18 protein-coding genes and 1 pseudogene are annotated in these 25,233 nt (G+C 63.2%); 12 read left to right on the forward strand and 7 right to left on the reverse strand.

The window, feature by feature from the left end; translation table 11 throughout:
* Positions 1–136 precede the first annotated feature (136 nt).
* Positions 137–1,201 (forward strand): arginine N-succinyltransferase, encoded by a 1,065-nt coding sequence (gene astA / locus NA29_RS10595; RefSeq protein ID WP_039403034.1) that lies wholly within the window; start codon positions 137–139, stop codon positions 1,199–1,201.
* A 17-nt stretch (positions 1,202–1,218) separates the two neighbouring features.
* Here the strand turns inward: astA and NA29_RS10600 are convergent.
* The 4 genes and pseudogenes from NA29_RS10600 to NA29_RS10615 all read right to left on the reverse strand — a co-directional run bounded on the left by NA29_RS10600 (position 1,219) and on the right by NA29_RS10615 (position 6,099).
* A pseudogene (locus tag NA29_RS10600) lies at positions 1,219–2,192 on the reverse strand (Csu type fimbrial protein).
* The gene (locus tag NA29_RS10605) at positions 2,189–4,780 is read right to left on the reverse strand and encodes a fimbria/pilus outer membrane usher protein (protein WP_157127387.1); all 2,592 of its coding nucleotides are present in this window, start codon (positions 4,778–4,780) and stop codon (positions 2,189–2,191) included. The pseudogene NA29_RS10600 and the gene NA29_RS10605 overlap by 4 nt, the downstream one beginning before the upstream one ends.
* An 8-nt stretch (positions 4,781–4,788) precedes the next feature.
* On the reverse strand, positions 4,789–5,547 hold the full coding sequence (locus tag NA29_RS10610) for a fimbrial biogenesis chaperone (RefSeq protein WP_072633427.1): 759 nt from the start codon (positions 5,545–5,547) through the stop codon (positions 4,789–4,791).
* A gap of 24 nt (positions 5,548–5,571) precedes the next feature.
* A complete protein-coding gene (locus NA29_RS10615) occupies positions 5,572–6,099 on the reverse strand; it encodes a Csu type fimbrial protein (protein WP_052252821.1) in 528 nt (175 codons plus the stop codon).
* A 578-nt stretch (positions 6,100–6,677) separates the two neighbouring features.
* Between NA29_RS10615 and NA29_RS10620 the strand changes: the two genes are divergently transcribed.
* The 9 genes from NA29_RS10620 to NA29_RS10660 all read left to right on the forward strand — a co-directional run bounded on the left by NA29_RS10620 (position 6,678) and on the right by NA29_RS10660 (position 19,785).
* Positions 6,678–7,250 (forward strand): HdeD family acid-resistance protein, encoded by a 573-nt coding sequence (locus NA29_RS10620; RefSeq protein ID WP_039398037.1) that lies wholly within the window; start codon positions 6,678–6,680, stop codon positions 7,248–7,250.
* Between the two features lie 96 nt (positions 7,251–7,346).
* Complete coding sequence (gene dps / locus NA29_RS10625) at positions 7,347–7,832, forward strand: DNA starvation/stationary phase protection protein Dps (RefSeq protein ID WP_039398040.1); 486 nt, start codon at positions 7,347–7,349, stop codon at positions 7,830–7,832.
* A 184-nt stretch (positions 7,833–8,016) separates the two neighbouring features.
* Positions 8,017–10,722 (forward strand): bifunctional acetate--CoA ligase family protein/GNAT family N-acetyltransferase, encoded by a 2,706-nt coding sequence (locus NA29_RS10630; RefSeq protein ID WP_039398042.1) that lies wholly within the window; start codon positions 8,017–8,019, stop codon positions 10,720–10,722.
* Positions 10,723–10,812: 90 nt separating this feature from the next.
* Positions 10,813–11,790 carry a magnesium/cobalt transporter CorA gene (gene corA / locus NA29_RS10635; protein ID WP_039398044.1) on the forward strand — a complete coding sequence of 326 codons (978 nt, stop codon included), beginning with the start codon at positions 10,813–10,815 and terminating at the stop codon, positions 11,788–11,790.
* Between the two features lie 238 nt (positions 11,791–12,028).
* Complete coding sequence (locus tag NA29_RS10640; RefSeq protein ID WP_072633251.1) at positions 12,029–13,375, forward strand: CaiB/BaiF CoA transferase family protein; 1,347 nt, start codon at positions 12,029–12,031, stop codon at positions 13,373–13,375.
* Between the two features lie 160 nt (positions 13,376–13,535).
* On the forward strand, positions 13,536–14,378 hold the full coding sequence (locus NA29_RS10645; RefSeq protein WP_039398046.1) for a sulfite exporter TauE/SafE family protein: 843 nt from the start codon (positions 13,536–13,538) through the stop codon (positions 14,376–14,378).
* 605 nt (positions 14,379–14,983) lie between these two features.
* Positions 14,984–15,484 carry a hypothetical protein gene (locus NA29_RS25735; RefSeq protein ID WP_150777213.1) on the forward strand — a complete coding sequence of 167 codons (501 nt, stop codon included), beginning with the start codon at positions 14,984–14,986 and terminating at the stop codon, positions 15,482–15,484.
* Between the two features lie 207 nt (positions 15,485–15,691).
* Positions 15,692–16,366, forward strand: a complete 675-nt coding sequence (locus tag NA29_RS10655) for a response regulator (protein WP_039398051.1) — start codon at positions 15,692–15,694, stop codon at positions 16,364–16,366.
* Positions 16,367–16,395: 29 nt separating this feature from the next.
* Positions 16,396–19,785 (forward strand): hybrid sensor histidine kinase/response regulator, encoded by a 3,390-nt coding sequence (locus tag NA29_RS10660; protein WP_084103630.1) that lies wholly within the window; start codon positions 16,396–16,398, stop codon positions 19,783–19,785.
* A 56-nt stretch (positions 19,786–19,841) separates the two neighbouring features.
* Here the strand turns inward: NA29_RS10660 and NA29_RS10665 are convergent, their stop codons facing one another.
* Entirely contained in the window at positions 19,842–20,747 is a 906-nt protein-coding gene (locus NA29_RS10665; RefSeq protein ID WP_084103632.1) for a LysR family transcriptional regulator, read from the reverse strand.
* A gap of 129 nt (positions 20,748–20,876) precedes the next feature.
* Between NA29_RS10665 and hmgA the strand changes: the two genes are divergently transcribed.
* The gene (gene hmgA, locus NA29_RS10670; protein WP_039398057.1) at positions 20,877–22,196 is read left to right on the forward strand and encodes a homogentisate 1,2-dioxygenase; all 1,320 of its coding nucleotides are present in this window, start codon (positions 20,877–20,879) and stop codon (positions 22,194–22,196) included.
* A 127-nt stretch (positions 22,197–22,323) separates the two neighbouring features.
* Positions 22,324–23,598, forward strand: a complete 1,275-nt coding sequence (gene fahA, locus NA29_RS10675) for a fumarylacetoacetase (protein WP_039403039.1) — start codon at positions 22,324–22,326, stop codon at positions 23,596–23,598.
* 41 nt (positions 23,599–23,639) lie between these two features.
* Here the strand turns inward: fahA and NA29_RS25740 are convergent, their stop codons facing one another.
* Together NA29_RS25740 and ydiK are read right to left on the reverse strand one after the other, a co-directional pair.
* A complete protein-coding gene (locus NA29_RS25740) occupies positions 23,640–23,840 on the reverse strand; it encodes a hypothetical protein (RefSeq protein ID WP_150659533.1) in 201 nt (66 codons plus the stop codon).
* Positions 23,841–23,977: 137 nt separating this feature from the next.
* Positions 23,978–25,162 carry an AI-2E family transporter YdiK gene (gene ydiK, locus NA29_RS10680; protein ID WP_052252823.1) on the reverse strand — a complete coding sequence of 395 codons (1,185 nt, stop codon included), beginning with the start codon at positions 25,160–25,162 and terminating at the stop codon, positions 23,978–23,980.
* Positions 25,163–25,233: the final 71 nt, after the last annotated feature.

A 25,233-nucleotide genomic window follows, 5' to 3' on the forward strand; every position in this document is an offset into this window, starting at 1 on the left:
CGCTCCGGCCCTCGTTTTATCCAACTCACGGGATGCTTCCATGACGCGTCAATCGAAAGCGACGACGACCTCCGACGTATCTGCTGCCGCCTCCGATGTATCTGCTGCCGCCGCTGACGACATCGCTGCGAATTCGCTGCGCGTGGTGCGTCTCGCGCGTCCCGGCGATCTACCCGCGCTGCTGGCGCTGGCAGCGATGGCCGGTCCGGGCATGACGTCGTTCAAGCCTGACCGGGCGGCGCTCGAAGCGCGTCTGGCGCGCGTGGCGGCGACCGTCGAAGGACATGCGCCCACGGCGGAGCAAGGCTATCTCTTCGTGATGGAAGACGTCGACACCGGCGAGATCGCAGGCGTGTGCGGACTGGAAGCCGCCGTCGGCCTGGACCAGCCGTTCTACACCTATCGCAAGGACACGATTGTCCACGCGAGCCGGGAGCTGAATGTCTGGTCGCGCATGCTGACGCTCTCGCTCTCGAACGACCTGACCGGCTACAGCGAACTCTGCTCGCTGCTGCTTGACCCGAAATGGCGCGGACACGGCAATGGCGCATTGTTGTCCAAGGCACGCTTCCTGTTCATGGCGCAGTTCCCCGAGCGGTTCGGTCCGCACGTGTGTGCCGAGTTGCGTGGCTTTTTCGACGATGAGGGCCAGAGCCCGTTCTGGCAGTCGCTCGGGCAGCACTTCTTCAAGATCGACTTCGATCAGGCAGACTACCTCACGTCCATCGGCAAGAAGTCGTTCGTGGCTGAGCTGATGCCAAAGTACCCGATTTACGTCGACTTCCTGTCGCAGCAAGCGCAAGCGGCCATCGGCGTGACGCACCGCGACACGCTGCCCGCCCGGCGTCTGCTCGAGCAGGAGGGGATGCGTTCCGGATCGCACGTGGACATCTTCGACAGCGGCCCGGTGCTCGAAGCCCGTGTTGCCGATTTGCGTGCAGCGCGCGACAGCCGGTATATGGCGGCCAATGTGATCGCCTCCACAAACGAAGACGGTAGCCCCGTACCGGCGACGCCGAACGCGGAGCCGTATCTCGTGGCATGCCTGGGCCTCGAAGGTTTTCGCGCGACGCTGGTGAACGGTCGCCCCGAACGTCGTGCGTTTGCGCTCAGCCCGCTCGCCGCGAAGGCGTTGGGCGTGAAGACAGGAGATCGCCTCCAGGTCTTGCCGCTCAAGCCGCCGCGCGCCGAAGCGGTCTGAACTCGCTCGGAACGCTATCAGAACTGAATCGTCGCCGTGACCGCGTCGGTATAGACCCCGGGGGCGGGCGTCGATTGTGGCGGCACGCGCGCATAGATGGGGATGGCCTGCACGAGCCCTGTACCGGTGCCGGTCAGTTGTGACGTCCCCGACGTTCCGTCCCCCAGATCGTGGCGTAGCCGCTGTCGAGATATAGCTGATAGCCGATGCTCGACGTGAGGCCGCTCATTGTGCGCGACGTGACCGTTCCCAGAAGTCCGCCCGACAAGCTCACGCGATAGGCGTCGTTCTTCGTGCATTGCACCGTGAGTTGCCCGCTGCTGGTGACTGGGTTTGCGAGCGTCGATTGCGTGGCAAAGGTGATGTTGGCGGCGGCGATGGTGCAGTTGTTGATCACGGTGACGTTCGCGGTGAACGGCGAGCCAGGCGCGGCCGTCATAGCTGTGCCGCAGGCGGGCGCGGGCGAAAGCGCCGCGTAGGACGCGTATTGCAGCGAGGTGTCCGTCGACGCGAACGTCCGTGTGTAGACCGTGTTGCTGCTGCCGCTCGTGGGTACCGTCGTTTGCGACGCCGCGATCCTGCCGTAAAAGTTCACATTCTGTGTGACCGTGCCACCGAGCAGCGGCCGCGCCATTGTCAGCGAGATCACATTGCTCGTGCCGCTGCCCCACGCGGTTGAGTAGGCAGGATCTGTGAAGAGTCCGAAATTGATCGCGTTACCGGCATTCGTCAGCGTGAGTGGCTGCGTGACATTCAACGCCAGACAGAGTTTGACGTTCGGATTGCCGGTAAGCACGGGCCAGTTGCACGATACCGGGATCGTGCCGGTCGCCGAGAGCGCGAAGCCCGAGATCGGGCTGAACGCAGCGAACGCCAGCGTTGGCGTGCCGACGGAGCATGTCTGCGCCAGCGCACTCGCCGACAACGCGAGGCAGCCCGCTGCAATGGCGGAGTGCCGTCGCACGATCCGAAGCAGTGTCGTAAGCGTCATGACCGGCCCTCCCCATCGGAAGGCGTTGGCGGCATTGACGGCGTGAACGGCGTTAGCGGCGTTAACGGCGCTGCCGGTGCTAGCCAATCCGATGCCGACACTGCCTGCGGCGAGCGCGACAGCGCTTCCCTCGCGAGCGTGCCGAATGCCACGCACGCCAGCGGACCGACGCGGGCGATGCGTCCTTCGGGCGGCGTCGTCCAGTCGAACGAAACGCGGCAGCGCTGCCGTCCGTCTCGCGATTCGAGGGTGTTGCGGGGGCCGAGTGCGTCGATGAACACTTCGCCGTCGTAGCCCACCACCGTCACCATGCCGCTCTGCACATGGCGCACCGATGTACCCGGGCGCAGCGGTTGCCCCAAAGTGTCGACCAGTGTAATGAGTGCCGCGCGATAGCGACGCACCGGGAAGTGCACGAGCACGCCGCTGCGCGACTGCGGGGCCACACGGCGTTCGGTTGTCGTGACTTCGAGATCGGCGGGCAGATGCATGGGGTCGATGCCGATGCGCGACGCTTCGAAGCCGTTCAGATCGGGCACGAGGAAGTAGCCGTGCGAGTCCGTACGGCCGACACGTACCGATTCGCGGGTCACCGGGACGTTGGCTTGCGCGTCGGTGCTCACGAGCGCGAAGGCGTCGTAAGTGCGTCGTGTGGCGTGCACGCTGTTGTCCATGACAACAAGTGCGCCGGTCATGCCTACACCGACACCGGACTGCCGTCCCACTTGCTGCGCCAGTGCCGAGACCTGACCGTGCCGCCCGAGATACTGCACTTCGCCCTGCATCGTGCGCTGCGAGAAGGCTCGTCCGCCGAGTACCTGCCAACCCCAACCGCCTGCGTAATCGGGTGTGCGGTTCGCGCCTGCCCACGCCTGCGTTTGCCCGTCCTGTTGACTGAGCGATGCGTTCCCCAGCGCTGCACTGGTGCCCTCGCTTCCACCCTTGTTTCCGCCGCCGAGCAAGACGCTGAGCATTGCGAAGATGCCGTGCGAGCGACGCCTCGCAAAGTCGCGAAATCCCCCCATCGAGAACATGCCGCGCGTGCCTGCGGGTAGCGTCAGGCTGGCGGACAGCACGCGCGTTGCCGGCTGACGTGGCGCGCGTTGGGCGAACCAGGCGAGCGACGCGGTGCTGCCACGCGCTAACGGCACTGAGAGGCTCACGCGATCGCTCGCACGGGGCACAGGCACGCCGTCGAGCGTGGCGATATCGCGGTAGCGACCGGTCGTGCGGATCGTCTGCAAGTCGACGCTCACGCGGCGCGACAGGTACTGATAACCCGCGCTCCATTGGCTGCCGGTGCCACCGCCACCAGACACGGCGGTGGATGCGCTGACGACGCCCGCCTGACCGAGCGCAATCAGCGCGCCTGCTCCAGCGAGGGCGAGCCGCCTCCCGGCTTGCGCCTGCGCTTCGACGGTCAGGGTGTCCGTTGCGCCGTAGCGCGCGGCCACCGACGCGACAGGATGACGCCTGTACGAAAACGAGCGCACGCCGTAGTCGTCGCGCGGCAGGCCTGCCTCCACGGAAAAGCTCGACAGACCACGTGCGAGCAGGCGGGGATCGATGTACAGGGGCACGGTGGTGATCTGCTCGCGCCCGAGTGCGTCGCGTGTCACAACGCTCGCCTGCAAATCGCCCGTGAGGCCTGGCGTTTCCTGAATGACGAATGGACCGGGCGGTACGTGTCCGCCCATGCGGCGCACGCCATCGAGATACAGATCGACGGAGGAGGGCACCACGGCGCTGCCATGCAGCGCGGGGATTGGGAACGTCACCAAATCCGGACGCAGCGCAAAGTTGCGACGCCACTGAAGCCCACCAATGCGCAGCGACCGGCTCCATGAGAGCGAGCCGGTAATGAGGTCGCCCGCGACCCACGTGGTCAGGCGCGACGGGTCGTCGTGTTGCCACCAGGTGTCGTATCGTCGATAGCCACGACGCCACCGCGAATGCTCGGCGAGACCGGTCTGTTGCAGCGTGCCGCCCGACCAGAAGCCACGTACCTCACTCCAGACGGAGGCGCGCGTGAAACGGTCACGCTGCACGTAGCCGTCGTAGTTCAAGAGCAAACCGGGGTCGGACGTCGCTCTGACAACAACGGGTGCAGGGCTGCCCAGACGATACGGCGAGAGCCACGCGTCGCCAACCTCAAGCGAGAGTGTCTGGTGCGTGGCGTCGTACGAGGCGCGGATGCCGTTCAGCGAATCGAGCGCGACGTCGGCCGCGTCGTTGTCGGGCAGACCGCCGGATGAGGATGTCAGCCCGAGCGCGCGCAGATCGCCTGCATGAGCGAACCAGCGGCCTTGCCGTCGCACGAATGGCGCGATGCGCCCGGTCGATTCGCCGTTGATGATGACCTCCAGTACGTAGGGCCCGTCGAGCCGGGAAATGCCTGCTGTACTTGTCGTTCGCGTGGGCACGGGCTTGGACGACGGCACTGTCGATGTGCGGGAGACGGCCAGCGACGCATCGTCGAACAGGGCCGCGCCGACGGCGCGTGGCTCGGCCGATATTGAGCCAGGCGCGAGTGCACCCATCGTCGTCAACGTAGCAAATGCGACCCTCATCGGCGCGGCGGCGGCCACGGACACGCCTATCGACGTTCGTCCGGCTCGGCGCCTGCGACAAAGCGCATCGGCACCGCGTCGACGCGTGACTCCACCGTGAACGGTGCAACGGGGGGCGCGCCGGCGGGCCAGCGCACCGCGAAGCGACGCGTTTGTCCGGCGAGCACGTAGCCCAGCAAGCCGCGCGTGAGTTCCACGCTGCGTCCGGAAGCGTCGAGTACCCGTGTCGCCCCTAACTGCGCGTGACGCTGGCCTTCGTTGCGCACTTCCAGCTCGCCCTGGGTCATGCGCACATCGAAATGCAGCGAAGGCGAGCGCGTCTGATTCGCCTGCACGAACACCGGCAGCGAGTAACGCAGACGGATGGAGACACCCTCCGATGGCGCCGCATCGACAGGCGGCAACTCGTCCACCAGCAGTCGGTAGCTCTGCTCGTCTCCCTCGACTTTTGGGGCCATGTACACCAGCCGCACGATCTGTCGGTCGCCCGGTTCGATACGCACGATGGGCGGGCTGGCGATGAGCGCGTCGGTAGGGGTGAGGACGTTGTCGCCGTTGCGTTGCGTCCACGCATACAGACGTAACTGGCCGTGAATCGGCAGATCGCCTGAATTGCCGAGCGTGAGCGTGGTCGCGGGCTGCGTAGGCAGGATGTTCACGATGACCGGCGAGACCTGCAGGGTCGCGCCGTTGCCGTCAGTCACGCAAAGTGTGACCAGCGCGACGAACGCGCCGCCACAGGCATACGCCGTCGGCCGCCGGGCGACCGGTCTGGGAGGGCTCATGTTCGCCATAATTCACCTGACCTCTCAGAAGTAGACGGTCGCGGTGACAGTCGACGAGTAGACGTCCGGCGTGGGCATAGTGGCCGAGAGGGTCGCCTGACCGTAGACGGTGTACGTCTTCACCACGCCCGTACCCGAGTCGCTGAGCGTGTTCGAGCCCTGCGTGTTGCCCCATGGCGTGGCGTAGCCAGCGTCCTGAAAAAGTCCGAACGGAATGGTCGTGGTGTTGCCGGTGAGTGTGCCCGCAAGCAGGCGGTTGGTCTCGGTGGAGTTCGGCACGGTGCCCGCATTCAGGCCGATGTTGTAACCCGTCGACGCGGTACAGATCACGGTGAGCGACGAGGTGCTCGCCACCGGTCCTGTCGCCGAACCCTGTACCGCGTTGAACGTCATGGGTGTGGTGGCGATGGTGCACCCGGGCAGGATCGTCAACTGAACACGCATCTGTGCAGTTGCCGACCCGTTGGAGTAAACGGCGGCGTGAGCCGGCGCGCTCTGTCCAAGCGCGACGACGATTCCCGTGAGGGCCAGACAAAGCAACGGTCGGTTCATGATGTTTCTCCTTTGGAGTCCTATTCGAAAGCGCGATGATTCACCGTGGGGACTACGTAGATATCGTTCTCGCGACGCCCGTACACGCCCTGCATTTCAGACGCTTTTTGCGTAGTCTAGGAGGGCCTTTGCCCGAAATGCGAACGCCCAAAGGACTTTCGGAATGATCCCAATTGCAAGGCGCAGCGACGCTCTGAGGGGCTCGGGCGTGTACGCGCAAAGCGCACGTTTTCGATGGACGCATTGCGCATGTGGTGAGTGGCTGCGGGCAATGATGGTGAGGTAATGCGTGCGAATGCGACGCATTGCCGCAGCGATGGCAGGACGATCGCGAGTGTCGTTGCGGAAGTGCCTGTGGACGTGCGGGGCGGAGAATCGAGGCGGGATGACGTCAATCAAAGCGCGTACGGATGACACAAGCATTCGCGTATATTTCACTTGATCTCACGTCGAAGCCGTCTCTAGAATGAGTTCTTGACGCCCATCGAGCGCGCCCAGCCACACCAAAGGTGTCATAGGTGTGGTAGGTGCCCGTCGTCCGGATTCGCTACCTGCGGATATTTCACGAGAGGGATGCCATGCTCAGACTTCTGTCGAAATACTGGTGGTTGCTTGTGCTACGCGGTGTGTTGGCCGTGATTTTCGGTATCGCCGCCTTTGCGTTACCCGGCGTGACGATTGCAGTGCTGGTGCTATGTTTCGGCGCGTTTTCTTTCGTGGACGGGGTCTTCTCGCTCAGCGGCGCATGGAGTGCGCGGCAGGAGCATGCCGATTGGTGGCTGCCGTTGCTGCAAGGCATCGCGGGCATAGTGATCGGAGTCCTGACTTATCTCAACCCGGCGTTGACCGCCGTTGCGTTACTTATCTATATCGTGGCCTGGAGTTTCGTCACCGGCGTGTTGCAGGTGGCTGCCGGTATCGCGTTGCGTCGCGAGATCAAGGGCGAGCTGTGGGTCATTCTCTCCGGCGTCTTCAGCATCTTGTTTGCCATCTTCATCATGTGGCAACCGGGCGCGGGTGCGTTGGCGCTGATTTGGGCCATTGGGTCGTGGGCCATCATCTGGGGCGCTTTGTTGGTGCTGGCAGGTTTCAAACTGCGAGGTGCCGCGCATGGCGTGTCGCATGCGCCGCCGGGACACCTCAAGTCGTAGTCGCATTGTCTCCGTTCGTCCGCATGGGCGCCGAGCGCCCGTCGCCGACGGCTTCCCCCCGGCAACCTGCGAGTTGCCAGACGTCAGGAGTGTCAAATGGCTTTGAATCATACGCGTAACACCCTCGGTGAAAAGATCCGTATCGAATCGGTCAACCAGCTCAATCGTGGGCTGATCAATGGCATCGACGTGCAGCGTCAGGCGAAGCAGGCGCACTGGAACGTGCACGGCCCGGGCTTCATCGAGCTGCACTTGCTTTTCGACGAGGTCTATAACGCGGCCATCGAGTGGGCCGATCTGTGCGCCGAGCGTCTGGTGGCGCTGGGCGGCGTCGCCGACGGCCGCGTGCAGACCGTTGCACAGAAGACCGAATTGCCGACGTACAAGAACGAGTTCAAGCGCGGTCTCGATCATGCCGCCGCTTTGGCCGAAGCCCTCGCGGCCTACGGTGAGATCATCCGCGGCCTGATCGATGCGTCCGCCGAGATCGGCGACGCCACCACGTCGGACGTCTTCACCGAAATCTCGCGCGGTGTCGACGATCACCTGTGGAAGGTGGAAGCGCATCTGCGCGGTGAGTGACGATAAGCCCGGGCGCCTGTGCGGGCGCCCGCGCGACGAACCCATCTTTCGACGTCGACGGCGGCGCCGATAGTTCTGCATCTCAGACGACGATGAACGCGCGCGCCGTTTGAACCGGGGCGCGCGTTCTCGCGTGCGCCGTCTCGCTGTTTCCCACGCTGTCTTACTCGCCCCCGGAGTCGCCATGACCACCCGTAATCTGAGCCAGATGTTCCAGCCGAAGTCGGTCGCCGTGATCGGCGCGTCCAATCGCGAGCGACGCGTGGGGACGACCGTGCTGCAAAACATCGTCGACGGGGGCTTCAAGGGCGACATCTATCCGGTCAATCCGAAGTATTCGACGCTCCTCGATCTCAAGTGCTACCGCGATGTCGGAGATCTCCCGCAGGCACCCGACCTCGCGGTGATCTGCACGCCGCCGTCGACCGTGCCCGATCTGATTCGCGAACTGGGTGAGCGTGGCACGCGCGCGGTGGTCGTGCTGACCTCGGGGCTTGCCAGAGAAAAGGATCGTCACGGGGTGACGTTGCAGGACCGCATGCTCAAAAATGCGAAGCCGCACGTGCTGCGTATTCTCGGTCCGAACTGCATCGGGCTGCTGAGTCCCGGCATTGGTCTGAACGCCAGCTTCGCGCACATGGGGGCACGCGCAGGCAAACTCGCGTTCGTCTCTCAGTCGGGGGCACTGACGACGGCCGTACTCGACTGGGCCGACGCCCGCGAAATCGGCTTCTCGCACTTCGTGTCGATGGGGGACAGTGCAGACGTGGATTTCGGCGACATGCTCGATTACCTCGCGAGCGATCCCGGCACGGACGCCATTCTGATGTACATGGAGTCGATTCGCGACGCGCGTAAGTTCATGTCCGCCGCACGCGCAGCAGCACGCAACAAGCCGGTCGTCGTGATCAAGTCGGGACGCGTGCCTGAGGGCGCGCAGGCCGCTGCGTCGCACACCGGCGCGCTGGCTGGCTCGGACGACGTGTACGACGCCGCGATCCGTCGCGCAGGGATGCTGCGTGTGGATACCACCGACGAACTGTTTGCGGCCGTCGAGACGCTGGCGCGCCTGCGCCCGTTCGCAGGCGACAAGCTGTCGATCATGACCAACGGCGGCGGTGCGGGCGTGATGGCGACCGACGCGCTGGTGCTCGACGGCGGCAAGCTTGCCCATCTGACGGAAAAGACCCGTGCTGCGCTCGACGCCGCGTTGCCGAAAACGCTGGGCCGTGCGAACCCGGTGGATATTGGCGGCGACGCGGATCTCGAACGCTATACGGCCACGCTCGCGGCGCTATGCGAAGACCCGGAGACGGCAGCCGTTCTCTTCATTCAGGCGCCCACGGCCGTGATGCCGAGTCTCGACGTGGCGAACGCGCTGGCGGCGCTGCCGCGTCCGTCGAAGAACGTCTTCACCTGCTGGCTCGGTGGCGAGACGGCCGAGCGCGCGCGCCGCATCTGCCGCGAAGCCGGACTGCCGACCTACGACACGCCGGAGAACGCTGCGCGGGCCTTTCTCGAAGCCGTCAACTATCGCCGCAATCAGGCGTTGCTGATGGAAACGCCGCCCTCGATCCCGCCGGGCTTTGCACCGGATGTCGCGCGCGTGCGCGCCATTGTCGACAGCGCCATGCGTGAGGGCCGGGAGTTGCTGACCGAACCGGAAGCGAAGGGCGTGCTGGCGGCCTACGGGATTCCGGTGGTCGAGACGCTCGTGGCCGAGACACCAGAGCTGGCGGGCGAAGTCGCGAAGGGCATCGGTTTTCCCGTCGCCGTCAAACTGATTTCACCGGACATCACGCATAAGTCCGATGTGGGCGGCGTGGTGCTCAACATCGAAACGGCAGAGCAGGCGAGCGACGCGGCACGTCAGATCGCCAAGCGTGCACGGGCTGCGAAACCCGACGCACGTGTGACCGGCTATTCGGTGCAGCGTATGGCGAACGGTGCCGAAGCCTTCGAGCTGATCGTGGGGGTGGCGACCGATAACGTCTTCGGTCCGGTGCTGCTATTCGGGCAGGGCGGCACAGCCGTCGAAGTCATCGCCGATCGCACTATCGGCCTGCCGCCGCTGAACCTGAACCTCGCGCGCGACATGGTGGCGCGTGCCCGTGTGTCGAAGTTGCTCGCGGGCTATCGCAGCCGCCCGGCCGCCGATCATGAGGCGATTTATCTGACGCTGGTGAAGCTCTCACAACTCGTGTGCGATGTGCCGGAGATCGCCGAGCTGGACATTAATCCGTTGTTTGCAGATGCCCACGGCGTGCTGGCGCTCGATGCGCGGATTGTGGCGCGCAAGCCGTCGCTCCCCGGGCATGGACGGCTGTCGATTGCGCCGTATCCGCAGGAACTGGAAAGTACCGTCGATGCAGGAGGTAAGCCGGTGCGTGTGCGTCCCATCCGTCCGGAGGACGAACCGGCCTATAACGCGTTCTTCCACACACTGACACCGCAGGACGTGCAGTTCCGCTACTTCGGTCTGATCAAGGAGTTGTCGCATTCGCAGATGGCGCGCGTCACGCAGATCGACTACGACCGTGCAATGACGTTCGTCGCCACGGAAAAGGACGAGGCGGGCAACACGCGATTGCTGGGCGTGGTGCAGGCGATGGCCGACCCGGACAACACCGTGGCGGAGTTCGCGGTGACGGTGAGTCCTGCGGCGCAGGGGCGAGGGTTGGGGCGAGCGCTCATGGAGCATATCGTCGACTACAGCCGCAAGCGAGGCACCGGGGAACTCATCGGCTATGTGCTCACGGCAAATACGCGTATGCTGACACTCGCCCGTCATCTTGGCTTTGTCGAAGACAAAGAGATGGAGGCGGGTATCGTTCATATCCGGCTGCCGCTGCAACAGACGGCGCAGGCGCGGGAGACACGCAAGGGCTGACGGTCGCGAGGTGGCGGCGGTGGCGTGCGCAGTGCCCGGCGCTCGCGCCGCGCGTAGCATGCAGGGCGGCCGCCTCGACCAGGAAGACGCATGCTAGTGAACTGTGTGGCCTATGAGGATGGCCGCAAGATTGCCGATCTGCACCCCGATGAAATCTCGGACTATCTCGAGCGTCCGCACTGCTTTGTCTGGGTGGCGCTCAAGGATCCCGGTCCGGGCGAACTGGCGCAGATGCAGCATGAATTCGGTCTGCACGACCTCGCCGTCGAAGACGCCCAGCACGGGCATCAGCGTCCGAAAATCGAGCAATACGGCGACTCGCTCTTTGCCGTGCTGCACGTGCTCAACAAGGACGCCGACGGCGATTTCACGATTGGCGAAGTCGCGATTTTCGCGGGCCACAACTATGTGCTTTCGGTGCGCTCGAACGCCACGCAGGGACTGGGGGCGGTGCGAGCGCGAGCGGAGAAAGAACCGAATTTACTGCGCCAGGGCTCGATCTTCGTCCTCTATGCCCTGATGGACGCTATCGTCGACAGTTACTTCCCTGTATTCGACGACCTCGAAGCACAGCTCGAAGCCATCGAAGAGCAGATCTTTACGCCGAATGCGCCGAACAAGGGGCGCGCGATCATCGAGGATCTGTATCAGCTCAAGCGTCGGCTCATTACGCTGCAACACGCGTGCGTGCCGCTCATGGAAGCGGTCAGCAAGCTGTTCGGGGCCATGGCGCCCAAGCTGTGCGGCGGCATGCAGGAGTACTTCCGCGACGTCTTCGACCATCTCCAACGCATTACGAAAAACATCGATCTGCTGCGCGAAATGGTCACGACGGCGCTCTCTGTCAATCTCGGCATGATTTCGCTCTCCGAGAACGAGACGACGAAGCGGCTCGGGTCGTTCGCGGCGCTTTTTGCCGTGCCAACGATGATTGCCGGCATCTACGGCATGAATTTCGCCGATATTCCCGAACTGAAATTCCAATACGGATATCCGGCTTGTATTGCCGCGATGGTCGTCATCGACGTCTTGCTATTCATGAAATTCCGCAAGGCTGGCTGGCTGTAACGGCCCTTATAACGCTGCGGCTGCTAACGGGCGGGGTGCGCTGTCTGTGTCAGGCGCGTGTCCCGGCGGGCGTTGCCACCCGGGTTGTTGCCCGGTGGCAACGTGTGTTGCGACCTCCATTTTTTCGCAGTGACCGGCGTTGAATAACTGTTCTAGAATGCGCTGAATGCCGCGTCAGACGGCTGCCAAGGGTTGAAAACAACAACAAACCGCCAGGCAAGCAAATAGGGGTCAGATATTGAATGCACCACTCACGGGGATCCGCGTCATTGAGTTCTGTCGTGGCGCGGCAGGTGCCTATTGCGGCATGCTGCTTGCCGACATGGGCGCGGACGTCATCATGGTCGACGATCCCGTCGACGATATTTCCACCGAATATCAAGGCACGATCGGCGAATCGGCGCAGGTCGGATTGCGTCGCAACAAGCGCTCTGTCGCGCTGGACCTGCTAACGCTCGAAGGTCGAAGCCTTGCTCACACGCTGGTGCGCGGGGCGGACGTCGTCATCGAGTGTCTACCACCCGGCACGTTAGCGCGCGCCGGGCTTGGTTACGATGCGCTATCCGTTGTGCAACCGCATCTCGTCTACGTTTCCATTTCCGCATTCGGGCAGGATGGGCCACGCTCTGTGCCGCAGCCTGGAGTACCCGCGCTTGAAGCGCTAAGGGGCATGCTGGGAGTGGTGCCAAGCGGCGCCGAGCCGCCGCGCGATCTGCCCATTGCCGATCTGGCCGCGGGACTGTACGCCGCGTTTTCCGTCTCTGCGGCGCTCGTCGCAGCGAAGCAGCACGGCGTGGGCGTGCACATCGATGTACCGATGCTCGGGGCGACGCTGGCCATTGCCGCATTGCGGGCGGGCGATGCCGGGGCCGAGGCTGCCCATCGCGCAGGGCTCGTGCCGGCGGCCGCCATGGCCGGTACCGAAGCAGGCGACACGGCGCAGGCCGACGCCGAAATGTCGGCCGTGGCGCGTCAGCGCAGGGCAATGGCTGACGCAGCGGGCCATGGCAAGGTGTCGCCGCTGGCCGTGCCACTGCCCGGTGAGGGCGAGCGTTTCGGCGGCCCGTCGGCCCCTTGGCCGACTTTCCGGGCGCGCGACGGGTACTTCGGTATGGATCTGGACGCCCAGACGCATTGGGAGGCAATTTGCGCCCTCGTGCACCGTGTGGATCTGCTCGACGATCCGCGCTTCGGCAGTGCGCGGGAGCGGGCGCGCCATCAGGCAGCGTTGCGCGACGTGCTCGAAGGGGTATTCGTGCTGGACGACCGCGATGTCTGGCTTGCGCGGCTGGTGGCCGTGGGTGTCCCGTGCACGGAAATCAGCACCTATTCACGTGTGCTTTCCGATCCGCAGGTGGCCCATATGGGCTGGGTGCGCCCGATGGTGCTGCCCAGCGGCGAGACGACCCACACGATCGTCTCGCCCGTGCGTCTTAACGGTCAAAGCCCTGTCACGCGCCTCGACCCGCCTGCGCCGGGCGCTCACACGGGAGACATCATCGCGGAACTCGACGCAGGGCTCGATGCCGGGCCCGCTGCCAGCGAGTTGCCGGTGGACGTCGGTGTCCGGACATCCTCGTCATAGGCATTTCTGGTTGTTTCCCGCATTTTCAGACATGGCGGCGCTCAGGTAGCGCCGCTTTTCTTTTCTGCCGTCCGATGCTTCTATATAATTCATCGTCATAAGCTTATGACAAATAGTGATTTGGCTTTGGTGCCAGGTCACCCTCTGCTGGATACCGCCCATGTTCTCCGACCTTTCGAGTGCTTCGCCCACGGCCGCCCTGCTCGGTGCAGCGGTCGGACTGGTGTTGGGTTTGACGGGCGCGGGCGGGGGTATCTTTGCGGTGCCGGCGCTGGTGTTCGGACTCGGTTGGGGCGTGCCGCAGGCAGGGCCCGTCGCCTTGCTTGCCGTTGGCGCGAGTGCCGCCGTGGGCAGTGCGCAAGGCTTGCGGGCCGGTATCGTGCGCTATCGTGCGGCGATGCTGATGGCGGGCATCGGGGTTTGTCTCGCGCCACTAGGCTCGTGGATGGCGCATCGGCTGCCGGAGCGGTGGCTCGTCGGGCTGTTCGCCATGGCGATGCTGATCGTGGCCGCACGGATGTATCGGGCGTCTCGAAGTGGGGCGCGCAGTGCGGGCGCGAGTGACATCGCTGGTACGTATGCACCGTTGCCGCCATGCCGGATGGACCCCGTCACGGGGCGCTTGCACTGGACGCGGCAAGTGGCGAGCACGCTGGGTGCGATCGGTGCCATCTCGGGCTTTGCGTCGGGGCTGCTAGGCGTTGGGGGCGGTTTCGTCATCGTGCCTGCATTGCGGCGCTTCACCGACATTTCGGTGCACGGCGTCGTCGCGACGTCACTCTTCGTCATTGCGCTGATTTCTGCGGGCACCGTCGCCAATGCATGGTGGCATGGCATGCATCCGGGCACGCAGGGATGGACGTTTGTCGTGGGCGCGGTAGCGGGAATGTTGCTGGGGCGTGCGCTCGCGCCACGTCTGGCCGCATCGCGACTTCAACAGATATTCTCTACGCTCATGGCCGTGGTGGCACTCGGCATGTTCTTCAAAGCATTTGGCGCTTGAATCTATTTATTCAAAGTCGCTGAGTCTGCGTAATTCTGGATTTCCTTCGGCTTATCTTCCGCTTTAATCAAATTTAATAGAATTTAATCGTATTTAATCGCCGCCGGTATCGGCGGCGTTGACGCGCGTTACGTCTCACAATCAAAAGACACGAAGTATTTCGAAAGTCGCAACGTCTTTCGAGTGACTTTTTGCCGTTTCGGCAATGACCTACTACGTCGTGTGCGGCCTGTGGCTGACAAGATTGGCATCTTTCAAATGAATCTTTTCCTCATTTGCGTGTCCATTGGAACGCTGCCTGAGCGTCCGCGCTACGTCATCTGAGTTATTTCCGCACTGAATTCGATGCTGACGCGCGGGCCGTGTAGGGCGCGAACGGTATTCCTCCTAATTTGGACTAGGATGTTTCCTATAAAGAGATCCAAATCGGCTGGGATTTGTAGATTTATCCTATATTTCCGCTGGTCGTAAAAACGACGCGTAACGTTCCTTTGTCACGCGGCGAGACGATTGGTAATGGACCGATGACACAAACACACGTTGACGCTTTCCTGCTCAGCCAATGCCCTCGCTCAAGTGCCACACAAGCGATGGGACGGCGCGCTGTGACGACACTAATAGGCTTTGGCAGCGCGCTGGCGATCGCGCTGCTTGCGGGGTGTAGCGAATACAAAGCGTCGACGGCGGATGTGACGGGCCCCACGCTGGAATCGGGGGGCGACGGGGCTTCGCTGGCGCGTGTTGAGCCTCCGGTTGCGTCATCGCGAGAGGTCGAAACGCGGATGCGCCCGGTGGCAGCAGCGGTGAAGCTGAGCGATACGCCGAGGGTGGGCACGCTCGTGAGCGGCTCGTACCGATGGATGGCGGATTGGCCTGAGACCGATAGCGTGCATCTGTGGGAAGCAGCCGCCGGGCCAACGCGCATTCGCGTCGTCGGACGCACGCGCGAAATGATGCCCTCGGCAGGTTTGCGCGGCGTTCGCATTCGTTACTGTGTCAAGCCGGTCATCGGCGCGGGCACAACCCGGTTGACAGGGCACAAGACGTGCTCGGCGTGGACCACCGTCGATGGACCGGGTGCGGTCGTCGCCGGGAGTGTCGGATAACTCGAGCAGCGGGCGAGGGGCCGCGAGCGGCCCACGCATCGGACTGCGGGGTCCCGCAATCGTCGCCCAGCAGCAATGCGGTCACGCCTTTGTGACCAACGCGTGCGTCGGCAAGACGCACATTCCTCTTTTGGGAAGCCATGACGCGAAGACACGGCGAGGGATCGCGCGCGCCCACGGCTGACTTCTTTTAATAGGATCCAGCAAATGATGGTAAAGATTCTGATTGCGGACGATCACCCGATCGTCGCCTCCACGCTTCGTGAAATGCTTTCTCCGGACCCGGGCTTTCACGTGCTGCCTCCCGTCTCGAATTCGACCGAGTTGTTCAAAGCGCTCGAAACGAATTCCGTCGATGTCCTCATTACCGATTACTGCATGCCCGGTGGCGCATTCGGTGATGGCCTCGTCATGATCAACCGCGTTCGTCGTAAGTATCCCGACGTTAAGATCATCGTGTTCACGTCGATCGAACAGCCGGCCATCATTCACGCACTCGACAGCTGTGGCGTGTTGGGTGTGATGACCAAGTCCGACGATCTGCGTGAAATCACCGTGTGCGTGGAGCGTTGCCGTCGTGGAATGAGCTATCGCGGAGGGCGTGCCGAGCAGATTCTCGAGGAGCAGATGCGCCGCAAGCCGACGGCACGACGCCCGCTCTCGCCCAAGGAAATGGAAGTGCTGCGCATGTATCTGGATGGTCAGAACGTGTCGCAAATTGCGGGCGCGCTCAAGCGTTCGGCCAAGACGATCAATAACCAGAAGCGCATGGCCATGTGCAAGTTGGGGTGCCGTACCGACATGGAGTTGTTCAAGCTGCATGTGTCGAGTCCGGTTCAGTTTGCGCGTGACGGCGAAGCCGAAGCGCCGAGTGCCGCCTGAGTTCGCCCCGATCACGGACGTTGGAGTCTATGCCTGCCAGAACGATGACCCGCGACATCGCCATCGCGGGCCGCCTGCTTCGCATTGGTGGCCTGCTGGCCCTGCTGTTCGGTTTGTCGGTGTGGGTCGCGGCGGTCTCCTATGCACTCTTCGGCACACTCTGGCAGAGCGGACAAAAGACGGAGTCGTTCTTTGCGGCCGTCGGGCGAGAAATCCGGGATCTCGAAATCTTCAACGAACAGGCCCGCGCGATGGCGCAGGCGACCCAGGCAAGCTCCGTGCGTCCCGGCGGTACCACCCAGGCGCTGACCGACCGCATTCTCAAGCCGCTTGTTTCCATGCCGGTGGGCACTGCGCGACGCATCAGCGGGGTGGGCTGGGACAGCGAATTCGAAATCGTCAAACTGGCGGAAATCACGCAAGAGCGTGCGGCGTTGCTCGCGCGTCTGACTTTGCGCCTAATGGTGCTTGACGCCAACTTCTGGAGTCCGCTCGACGCGCAGGATGAGACTTTCATCATTTCCGCAGACGGCGCGTTTGCAACCTATCGCCCCGCCGTCGGCCGGGAGGCGTTCAGTCCGGCCGATCTGGCGCGCGACACGCAGGCGATTCTCGCGGAAATCAACAAGGTCGAGCGCTATCACGCGCGTATCCGGGGCAACAGTGAAGGTCCATTCTGGACTTACAACTACACGCATCCCGTCACGCATCTGAAAACCGTTTCGAGTTTCGTGCCGATCCGCGATCTCAACGGCCATCTGGTGCTTTATGTCGGCACCAGTATGTCACCGGACATGATCGTGCCGCCGCGCATGCGCAACCTTGAACGTTCCGGCGAAGCGCTCCAGTTGATTTCGGAGGATGGCCTCGTCATTGCGAGCGCCGGGCTTCCGATGTCGTCATTGGGCTATTTGCGTACGCTGGTAACGCTGCCGCTCTTTGGTGGGGCGCAGATGACCTTGCGCTCCGACGGTCAGCGTCTGGTGTTCGAGCGCCGACTGGCCTCTACGCCGTGGTTCGTGCGTTACGCCGTGCGCCCCGCGCAGTTGCTGCAAGAGAACGCCACGTTGCTGCTCGGCGCGACGTTGCTATTGCTTCTGTACGCCGGCGGCGTTTATGCGGGCATGCGTTACATGCGTCAACGGATCATCGAGCCTGCGCGTCAGCGCACGACGGCGCTGCTCGAGCGCGATGCGTTCACACAGACGCTTATCGAGACGGCACCCGTCGGTATGGCGATCATCGATCCATTCGAGCCGGCCGTGGTGATGAGTAATCCGGCGTATGCCGGTACGGTCGATTTGCTCAGGCATCTTGGCGATGGCGAGCTGACGCGGATGTACCGTCAACTGCACAGCGGCGTGGTGGCGCGTCCCGTCCGGCGTCTCCTCAGTGCGCTCGACGACGCCGGTGAGCGCCACTACGCGGTGAGCTTCGTCGATACGGTGTTTCGTGAGCAACCGGTGTTGATCGGCACCCTGTCGGACGTCACCGAACAGCGCCGCTTCGAACTGGAGCAACGCAAGGCACGTCTTGCAGCGGAGAGCGCCAATCGCGCAAAGGACGTGTTCCTCACGACCGTCAGCCATGAGATGCGCACGCCACTGTATGGCACGCTGGCGTCGCTCGAATTGCTCAGCGCCCAGAACCTTGGCGACGACCATCGTTATTACGTGGACGTGATGGAGAGTTCGACACGTAATTTGCTCGATCTCATCAACGATCTTCTCGATTATTCGCGCATTCAGGTCGGTCGCTTCGAACTGAATTCCCGTGATTGCTCACTGCTAAAGGAGCTTGAGGCGGTGGGGTTGTCGTTCACGGGCCGCGCGCGTTTGCAGGGCCTCACGTTGGACTGGATGATCGATCCGCTCCTGGTTCGTGCGGTGCACACCGATGCCCTGCGTCTCGGACAGGTCGTGACCAACCTTGTCGGCAACGCCATCAAGTTCACCGAAAAGGGATACGTGGCATTCAGTGCAATGGTGACGCGCTCGGACATGCAGGGCTGCGACGTGGCCTTTACGGTTAGCGATAGCGGCGTAGGCATTGCGGCCGCAGATCTGGCCGATCTGTTCCGGCCATTCGGCAAGAGCACGACCGAGCCGGGAATGCAGCATGGCACCGGACTGGGGCTGGCAATTTCGCATCAGTTCGTGGGCATGCTCGGTGGTGTTCTGGCCGTCGACAGCGAGCAGGGGCAGGGCACGACCATGCGCTTCACGCTGCATCTGCCGTGGGCGCCCGATAGCGAGGCACCGGTTGTCGTGGATTCGCAGGAGACGTTCGCTTATGTGAGCGCATTGTCGCGTCGACATTGGTACCTCGATGCGTTGATCCGCCGTGCGGGTTTCGTCCCGGTTCGATATGACGACGCCGTGTCGTGGTCGACGGGCGCCGGTCGCGAACGGGATTCCGGTCTCCTGATGTTCGCAGACGAATGGCCGGTGCGCGGCATGGCGGGCGCGGAAGTCTACTTACTCCGTGCTACGCCGGTGGACCGTCCGGCCGGAAGCACACCGACGTGGCCGCGCGACATCGCCCTGCTGCAACAGGCCGAACTTTGGGAGGCACTGGGCGCCACGCCGCGCCCTGGCCTGTCGACCAACGGCGACCTGCCGGTGCCGGGCACGGCCAATGCGCAAACGCGCGTGAGGCCGTTGGCCGGTTGGTACGTGCTTGTCGCAGACGATCATCCGATCAGCGGCATGTTGCTGTCACGTCAGTTGGAAGGGCTCGGCGCGATGGTGGATTGCTATCACGACCCTCGCGAAGCGCTCGACGCGTTCGATGCCGAGTCGCACATGCTTGTGATCACCGACGCCAACATGCCCCACATTTCCGGGCATGCGCTGGCGACGGCGATCAAGGCACGTGCACCCCATGTGCCGGTGGTGGTGGCGACGGCCGACGTCACGCTGCGCAATGATCGCGAGGCGAAATCGCCTTACGATGCGGTCGTCTATAAACCCGTCGACGCCCGTTCGTTGCTGCGTGTCATCGAACTGGTTCGCTCGCGCTACCCCTCGCTTTGCGTGGAGATCGCGCCGTTGCCGGCGTCGTCGCGACTGATCGAGAATGCGCCTAAACCTGTGCCTGAGGCGGCGTCACCCAAGGATTGGCGTTTGCCCTTGTCGGATATGCTCGACACCTTTGTCAAGATTGCGGATCAGGACATCGCGAATTGCAGGGCTGCGCTCGCCGAGTCCTCGCGCGAGACACTCCGCCACTCGGCGCACCGGCTGCGCGGCGGCTTCATGGCGTTTGGATTGAGTTCGCTGGCGTCCTTGGCTGCACAGGTCGAGCATCTCGCGCCTCAGGCGTCGGTCGGACAGATGGAGGCGGCTTTCGACGCTCTCGATACCGCATGGAACGATTGGCTGCGCTCGCAAGGGCATGCCATCGCCAGCGACGCATGAGCGCGAGATGGGAGGGGATGGCGGCGGACTGTGCCGGGAAAACGTGGCTCGTCGTGCTATTCCACAAAATGCTCCGAGATCAGCTGACGTAGCCACTGATTGCCTGCGTCCTGATGGTAGCGCCGGTGCCAGAACACGTTGGTTTGCAGCGCTGGCAGACGCAGGGGCGGTTTGACGAAGTGCAGCCCGAACGGTGCGGCGGCGCGTTCGGCAAACTTCTGCGGTACCGTCACGACCAGATCGTTCGTGCTGACAATGTAGGGCACTGCGATGAAGTGGGGCACCCAGAAATTGGCGTCACAACCGAAGCCGGCCTGTGCGAGAAGCTGATTGACGCGCGCGTAGGGGTTGTCGCCGGTAGCGACGAACAGATGGCGAGCCGCCTTGAATTCTGGCAGCCCGGCGTCCGGCGAATCAAGCGCGTGACCGATGCGGAACATGCTCACATATTGCTGCCGGAACAATCGTCGCTGGAAAAACGGCCCGGTCAGATCGTCGAATGCGCCCACCGCAAGATCGATGCGCCCTGCGGCCATCGCCTCCTTCAGATCGGGCAACGACGCCCGAACCGTGCTGATACGCACCCCCGGCGCCAGTTGCGTGCATAGATCGATCAGCGCGGGCATAAAGTAGACCTCACCCACGTCCGTCATCGCCAACGTAAATTCCCGCTGACTACTCACCGGATCAAACGCCTCGCGATGGTTGATGGCGCGCGAAATGCCTTCCAATGCAGCCGATACCGGTTCAGCCAGCGCCTCGGCGAACGGCGTGGGTTGCATGCCGGTGCCCGTGCGCGTGAACAACTCATCTTCGAACGTCTGCCGCAACCGTGCGAGTCCATTGCTGACGGCGGGCTGCGATAGCCCCAGCTCCCGTGCTGCCTGAGAAATGCTCCGATGCGTGAGCACCGCATGGAACACCACCAACAGGTTCAAATCGACGTCGCGTAAGGAAATCATCAACAAAGCGTCCGCGGCTCACTGCAGTGATATTCGCGTTGTGAATATAGTGGATTTGTCTATTTATATCGCAAAATGTGGTCGCTTGGCGGACAATTGTGCCATTCGAAAACAGGAGACGAGGCACTCATGCGTCAAGCAGACCAAATTCAGGGGGAACTGGGCTATTTGTCCGGTTTCGCCAACGAGCTCGCGACCGAGGCATTGCCGGGCGCGCTGCCGATCGGGCAAAACTCGCCGCAACGTGCGCCTTACGGCCTCTACGCGGAACAACTCTCCGGTACGGCGTTCACGGCACCTCGCGGTCTCAATCGCCGCTCGTGGGTGTACCGCATTCGTCCTGCCGCTATGCACAAGCCGTTCACCGCGATCGAGAACACGCGCTGGTTGAGCCGCTTCGATGAGGTGCCCACGCCGCCGAACCAGATGCGTTGGGACCCGCTGCCGATGCCCGAAACACCGACCGATTTCGTTGATGGCATGGTGACGATGGCCGGTAACGGCGGTCCGGACGCAGGTCACGGCTGCGGTATTCACGTGTACGCGGCTAACAAGTCGATGGACGGTCGCTTTTTCTACAACGCCGACGGCGAATTGCTGGTCGTGCCGCAAGAAGGGCGTCTGCGTATCGCCACAGAATTCGGCGTGCTGGAAGTCGAGCCGTATGAAATTGCCGTGCTGCCGCGCGGCGTGCGTTTTCGCGTGACGCTGCCCGATGGACGCGCCCGTGGCTACATCTGTGAGAACTACGGCGCATTGTTCCGTCTGCCGGATCTTGGCCCGATCGGCTCCAACGGTCTCGCGAATCCGCGCGACTTCCTGACGCCTGTCGCGGCATACGAAGATGTCGAGGGCGACTTCGAACTGGTGGCGAAGTTCGGCGGGTCACTGTGGCGTGCCGATATCGGCCATTCGCCGCTGGACGTGGTGGCCTGGCACGGCAACTACGCGCCATACAAATACGATCTGCGCCACTTCAACACGATCGGCTCGATCAGCTACGACCATCCGGACCCGTCGATCTTCCTGGTGCTGCAGTCGCAAAGCAATGCCCCGGGTGTCGACGATATCGACTTCGTGATTTTCCCGCCGCGTTGGTTGGCGATGGAAAACTCGTTCCGCCCGCCTTGGTTCCACCGCAACATTGCGAGCGAGTTCATGGGCCTGATCCATGGCGTGTACGACGCCAAGGCTGAAGGCTTCGTGCCGGGCGGAGCAAGCCTGCACAACTGCATGTCGGGGCATGGCCCCGATGCGGGAACCTTCGAGAAGGCCTCGGCCGCCGACACGAGCAAGCCGCATAAGGTGGACGCCACGATGGCTTTCATGTTCGAAACGCCGGCGGTGATTCGTCCGACGCGCTTCGCACTGGAGACCAAGCAGTTGCAGGACAACTACTACACCTGCTGGCAGGACTTGAAGAAGCACTTCAATCCCAACCAGAAATAAGGGACGGTGTTGGCGTGAAAGGCACAGACGCCATTGCGCCACAGCACCTTTGATCATCACGACGGCCGACCCGGCGCTTCGCTTGCGCACGGTCGGCCGAAGCGTTACCTCGAACAAGGAATTCCACATGTCTGCTCTCCTGCAAAGCTGGGTCGCGTCCGCCAACACCGGTGTGACGGACTTTCCGCTGCAAAACCTTCCCTACGGTGTGTTCAGCACGCAAGCACAGCCCACGCCGCGCGTCGGCGTCGCGATTGGCGATCAGGTGCTTGATCTGGCGGCGCTTGAAGCCGCCGGCGTGCTCAAGGCAAGCGACACGCCCGTCTTCGCGCAAGCGTCGATCAACGCGTTCGTGGCGCTCGGTAGTGCCGCCTGGCGTGCCACGCGTGCTCGCCTGACGTCGCTGCTGGCTGTCGACGGCGACGCCGCACTGCGCGAAAACGCCGCGCTCAAGTCGCAAGCGCTCGTGCCGCTGGCGCAAGCTACGCTCCATCTCCCGGTGCAGGTGCCGGGCTATACCGACTTCTACTCGTCCAAAGAACACGCGACCAACGTCGGCAGCATGTTCCGTGACCCGGCTAACGCGTTGCTGCCGAACTGGCTCGAAATTCCGATCGGTTACAACGGCCGGGCCAGCTCGGTGGTCGTGAGTGGCACGCCGCTGCACCGTCCGAACGGCCAGATCAAACTGCCGGATCAGCCACGCCCGATTTTCGACGCCTGCCGCAAGCTTGACTTCGAACTGGAAACCGGCTTCATCGTCGGTCGGGAAACGGCGATTGGCGAAGCACTGAACGTGGAAGACGCCGAGGCCGCCATCTTTGGCATGGTGGTCCTCAACGACTGGTCCGCCCGCGATCTTCAGCAGTGGGAATACGTGCCGCTCGGCCCGTTCAACGCGAAGACGTTCGGCACGTCCATCTCCCCGTGGGTCGTGACGATGGAAGCCCTCGAACCGTTCCGCGTGGCCGGTCCGGCGCAATCGCCCGAGCCGCTGTCGTATCTGCAACAGCAGGGCGAGCACGCGTTCGATATCGAACTCGAAGTCCTGCTGCAAGCCGAAGGCGATGCCGAGGCGACGTCGATTTGCCGCACGAACTTCCGTCACATGTACTGGAGCATGGCGCAGCAGTTTGCCCATCACACTGTCTCGGGTTGTAACGTACGTGTGGGTGATCTGATGGGCTCTGGCACGATCAGCGGTCCGACGCCGGACTCGTTCGGCAGCCTGCTCGAACTCACGTGGAACGGCAAGAATCCGATCACGCTGGCCAGCGGCGCGAAGCGATCGTTCATTGAAGACGGCGACACCGTCGTGATGAGCGGCTGGTGTCAGGGCGACGGCTATCGCATCGGCTTCGGCGACGTGTCCGGCAAGATCCTGCCTGCCAAGGCGCGCTGAACGCACGGGGCGGGGCTGATTCCGCCCCCGATCTGATCAGACTATGCGGGCAAGCGTTGCCACCACGGATTGACGCGCCCCACTGACAGGCTCGCGGTGACACGGCAACGTGTCGGGGTATAGGCCAGTTCATCGGCGACGCGTCGCAACAGTGGCGGATCCCCCAGGCGGGCGCGACGCGGCACGCGTAGCGAGCGCCGGGGGCGTGGGGTGGTCTGGACGGTGGTCTTGATCGATGGCATGGCATGGCTCCCGGACAGGTGTGGGTGTGAGAGCCATTTAGCCACGTCGCGGTGATGCGCGACAGGTGAAGGAATCCGAAAAATGAGTACGGGGCGCGTAACGTACGCGCCCCGCGTTCATCCCTCTGATTGGGCGGTCAGCGAGGTTTTTTGACGTCCGGTGCGGCCGTCGAGAGTGCCTTCGGTGCCGCATCCGGCGTACTTTCCGGCAAGACTTTCTCATCCGCATGCGACGCCAGCGGTGCACCGCTCGGTGCTGTCGCCGGACGGTTTAGTCCCTCGTTGATCCACGCCATCAGCAGCGTGTATGTCACCGCGAGAATCACCGGGCCGACAAACAGTCCGACGATGCCTAACGTCAGCATCCCACCGAGTACCCCAGCGAGAATCAGCGTCATCGGCAGATCGGCACCTCGGCGAATGAGCATCGGTCGCATGACGTTATCGAGCATGCCGATGAAGATCGACAGCACCAGCAGCAACGTGGCGAGCGTCGGGCTGTCTTGCCAGTAGAGCCATGCCACGCTCGAGAGCAGTACCGGGAACGGCCCGATCTGGGCGATACACAGCACCAGCATCAGCGCCGTCAGGAAACCCGGCAGCGGCACGCCGGTGAGCCACAGGCCTAGTCCGCCGAGCAACGACTGTGTGACGGCCGTCACCACGATGCCAAGCGCAACCGCGCGGATCGACATACCTGCAAGCCTCACCGACTCTTCGCCGCGATCCCCGCCGAGGCGTCGCGCAATGCGAATCAGTGCGCGTGCGGCACGTTCGCCCTGCATGAAAAGAATGCCGGAGATGATCAGCGTGAGGCCGAGGTGGACTACCAGCAAGCCGATGGACCCCAGCTTGGAAAACCCCCACGACGCCGCTTTGACGGCATACGGCTGAACCTTGGAGACCAGACCACCGGGACCGGCGACCGCAAGCGACTGCCATTCTTCGCTGGCCCGCTGGCCGACCACCGGAATGCGCGCGAGCCACTCGGGGGGCATGGGGAGTCCTTTCTGGCCGAAGGAATGCACCTGATCGCTGATGTCCGAAGCGTGCCCGATCAGCGTGCCGATCGCTGCCGAGAGCGGTGCCACCACGATAATCAGCATCCCGACGATCATGATGGTCGTGGCAAGCCACCGCTTGCCCCACAGGCGACGCTGCAGACCGATGAGCAACGGCCAGGTCGAGGCGACGATCGTCACGGCCCAGATGAAGGCGGGCAGGAACGGCAGTAACACCCATAAAGTGCCGACGATCAGCAGTCCCAGGACCAGCACGATCAGCAGGTTACGAGCGAGTTCGCTCGGCGTGGAATTAAGCATAGGCGCTCCGGCAGGCAGGGGATGACGCGTCTTGCGGTGCGTCCGTCAGAAGTGTCATGCGCAAAGAACGC

Origin of the sequence: Pandoraea sputorum (assembly GCF_000814845.2) — a bacterium.
In the GTDB taxonomy this organism is placed as follows: domain Bacteria; phylum Pseudomonadota; class Gammaproteobacteria; order Burkholderiales; family Burkholderiaceae; genus Pandoraea; species Pandoraea sputorum.

Excerpts from the sequence above, each read along its gene's own strand:
- NA29_RS10610 (WP_072633427.1), bottom strand. The coding sequence starts at position 5,547 with ATGAGCCCTCCCAGACCGGTCGCCCGGCGGCCGACGGCGTATGCCTGT.
- NA29_RS10615 (WP_052252821.1), bottom strand. The coding sequence starts at position 6,099 with ATGAACCGACCGTTGCTTTGTCTGGCCCTCACGGGAATCGTCGTCGCG.
- NA29_RS10620 (WP_039398037.1), top strand. The coding sequence starts at position 6,678 with ATGCTCAGACTTCTGTCGAAATACTGGTGGTTGCTTGTGCTACGCGGT.
- dps (WP_039398040.1), top strand. The coding sequence starts at position 7,347 with ATGGCTTTGAATCATACGCGTAACACCCTCGGTGAAAAGATCCGTATC.
- NA29_RS10630 (WP_039398042.1), top strand. The coding sequence starts at position 8,017 with ATGACCACCCGTAATCTGAGCCAGATGTTCCAGCCGAAGTCGGTCGCC.
- corA (WP_039398044.1), top strand. The coding sequence starts at position 10,813 with ATGCTAGTGAACTGTGTGGCCTATGAGGATGGCCGCAAGATTGCCGAT.
- NA29_RS10645 (WP_039398046.1), top strand. The coding sequence starts at position 13,536 with ATGTTCTCCGACCTTTCGAGTGCTTCGCCCACGGCCGCCCTGCTCGGT.
- NA29_RS10655 (WP_039398051.1), top strand. The coding sequence starts at position 15,692 with ATGATGGTAAAGATTCTGATTGCGGACGATCACCCGATCGTCGCCTCC.
- NA29_RS10660 (WP_084103630.1), top strand. The coding sequence starts at position 16,396 with ATGCCTGCCAGAACGATGACCCGCGACATCGCCATCGCGGGCCGCCTG.
- NA29_RS10665 (WP_084103632.1), bottom strand. The coding sequence starts at position 20,747 with ATGATTTCCTTACGCGACGTCGATTTGAACCTGTTGGTGGTGTTCCAT.
- hmgA (WP_039398057.1), top strand. The coding sequence starts at position 20,877 with ATGCGTCAAGCAGACCAAATTCAGGGGGAACTGGGCTATTTGTCCGGT.
- fahA (WP_039403039.1), top strand. The coding sequence starts at position 22,324 with ATGTCTGCTCTCCTGCAAAGCTGGGTCGCGTCCGCCAACACCGGTGTG.
- NA29_RS25740 (WP_150659533.1), bottom strand. The coding sequence starts at position 23,840 with ATGCCATCGATCAAGACCACCGTCCAGACCACCCCACGCCCCCGGCGC.
- ydiK (WP_052252823.1), bottom strand. The coding sequence starts at position 25,162 with ATGCTTAATTCCACGCCGAGCGAACTCGCTCGTAACCTGCTGATCGTG.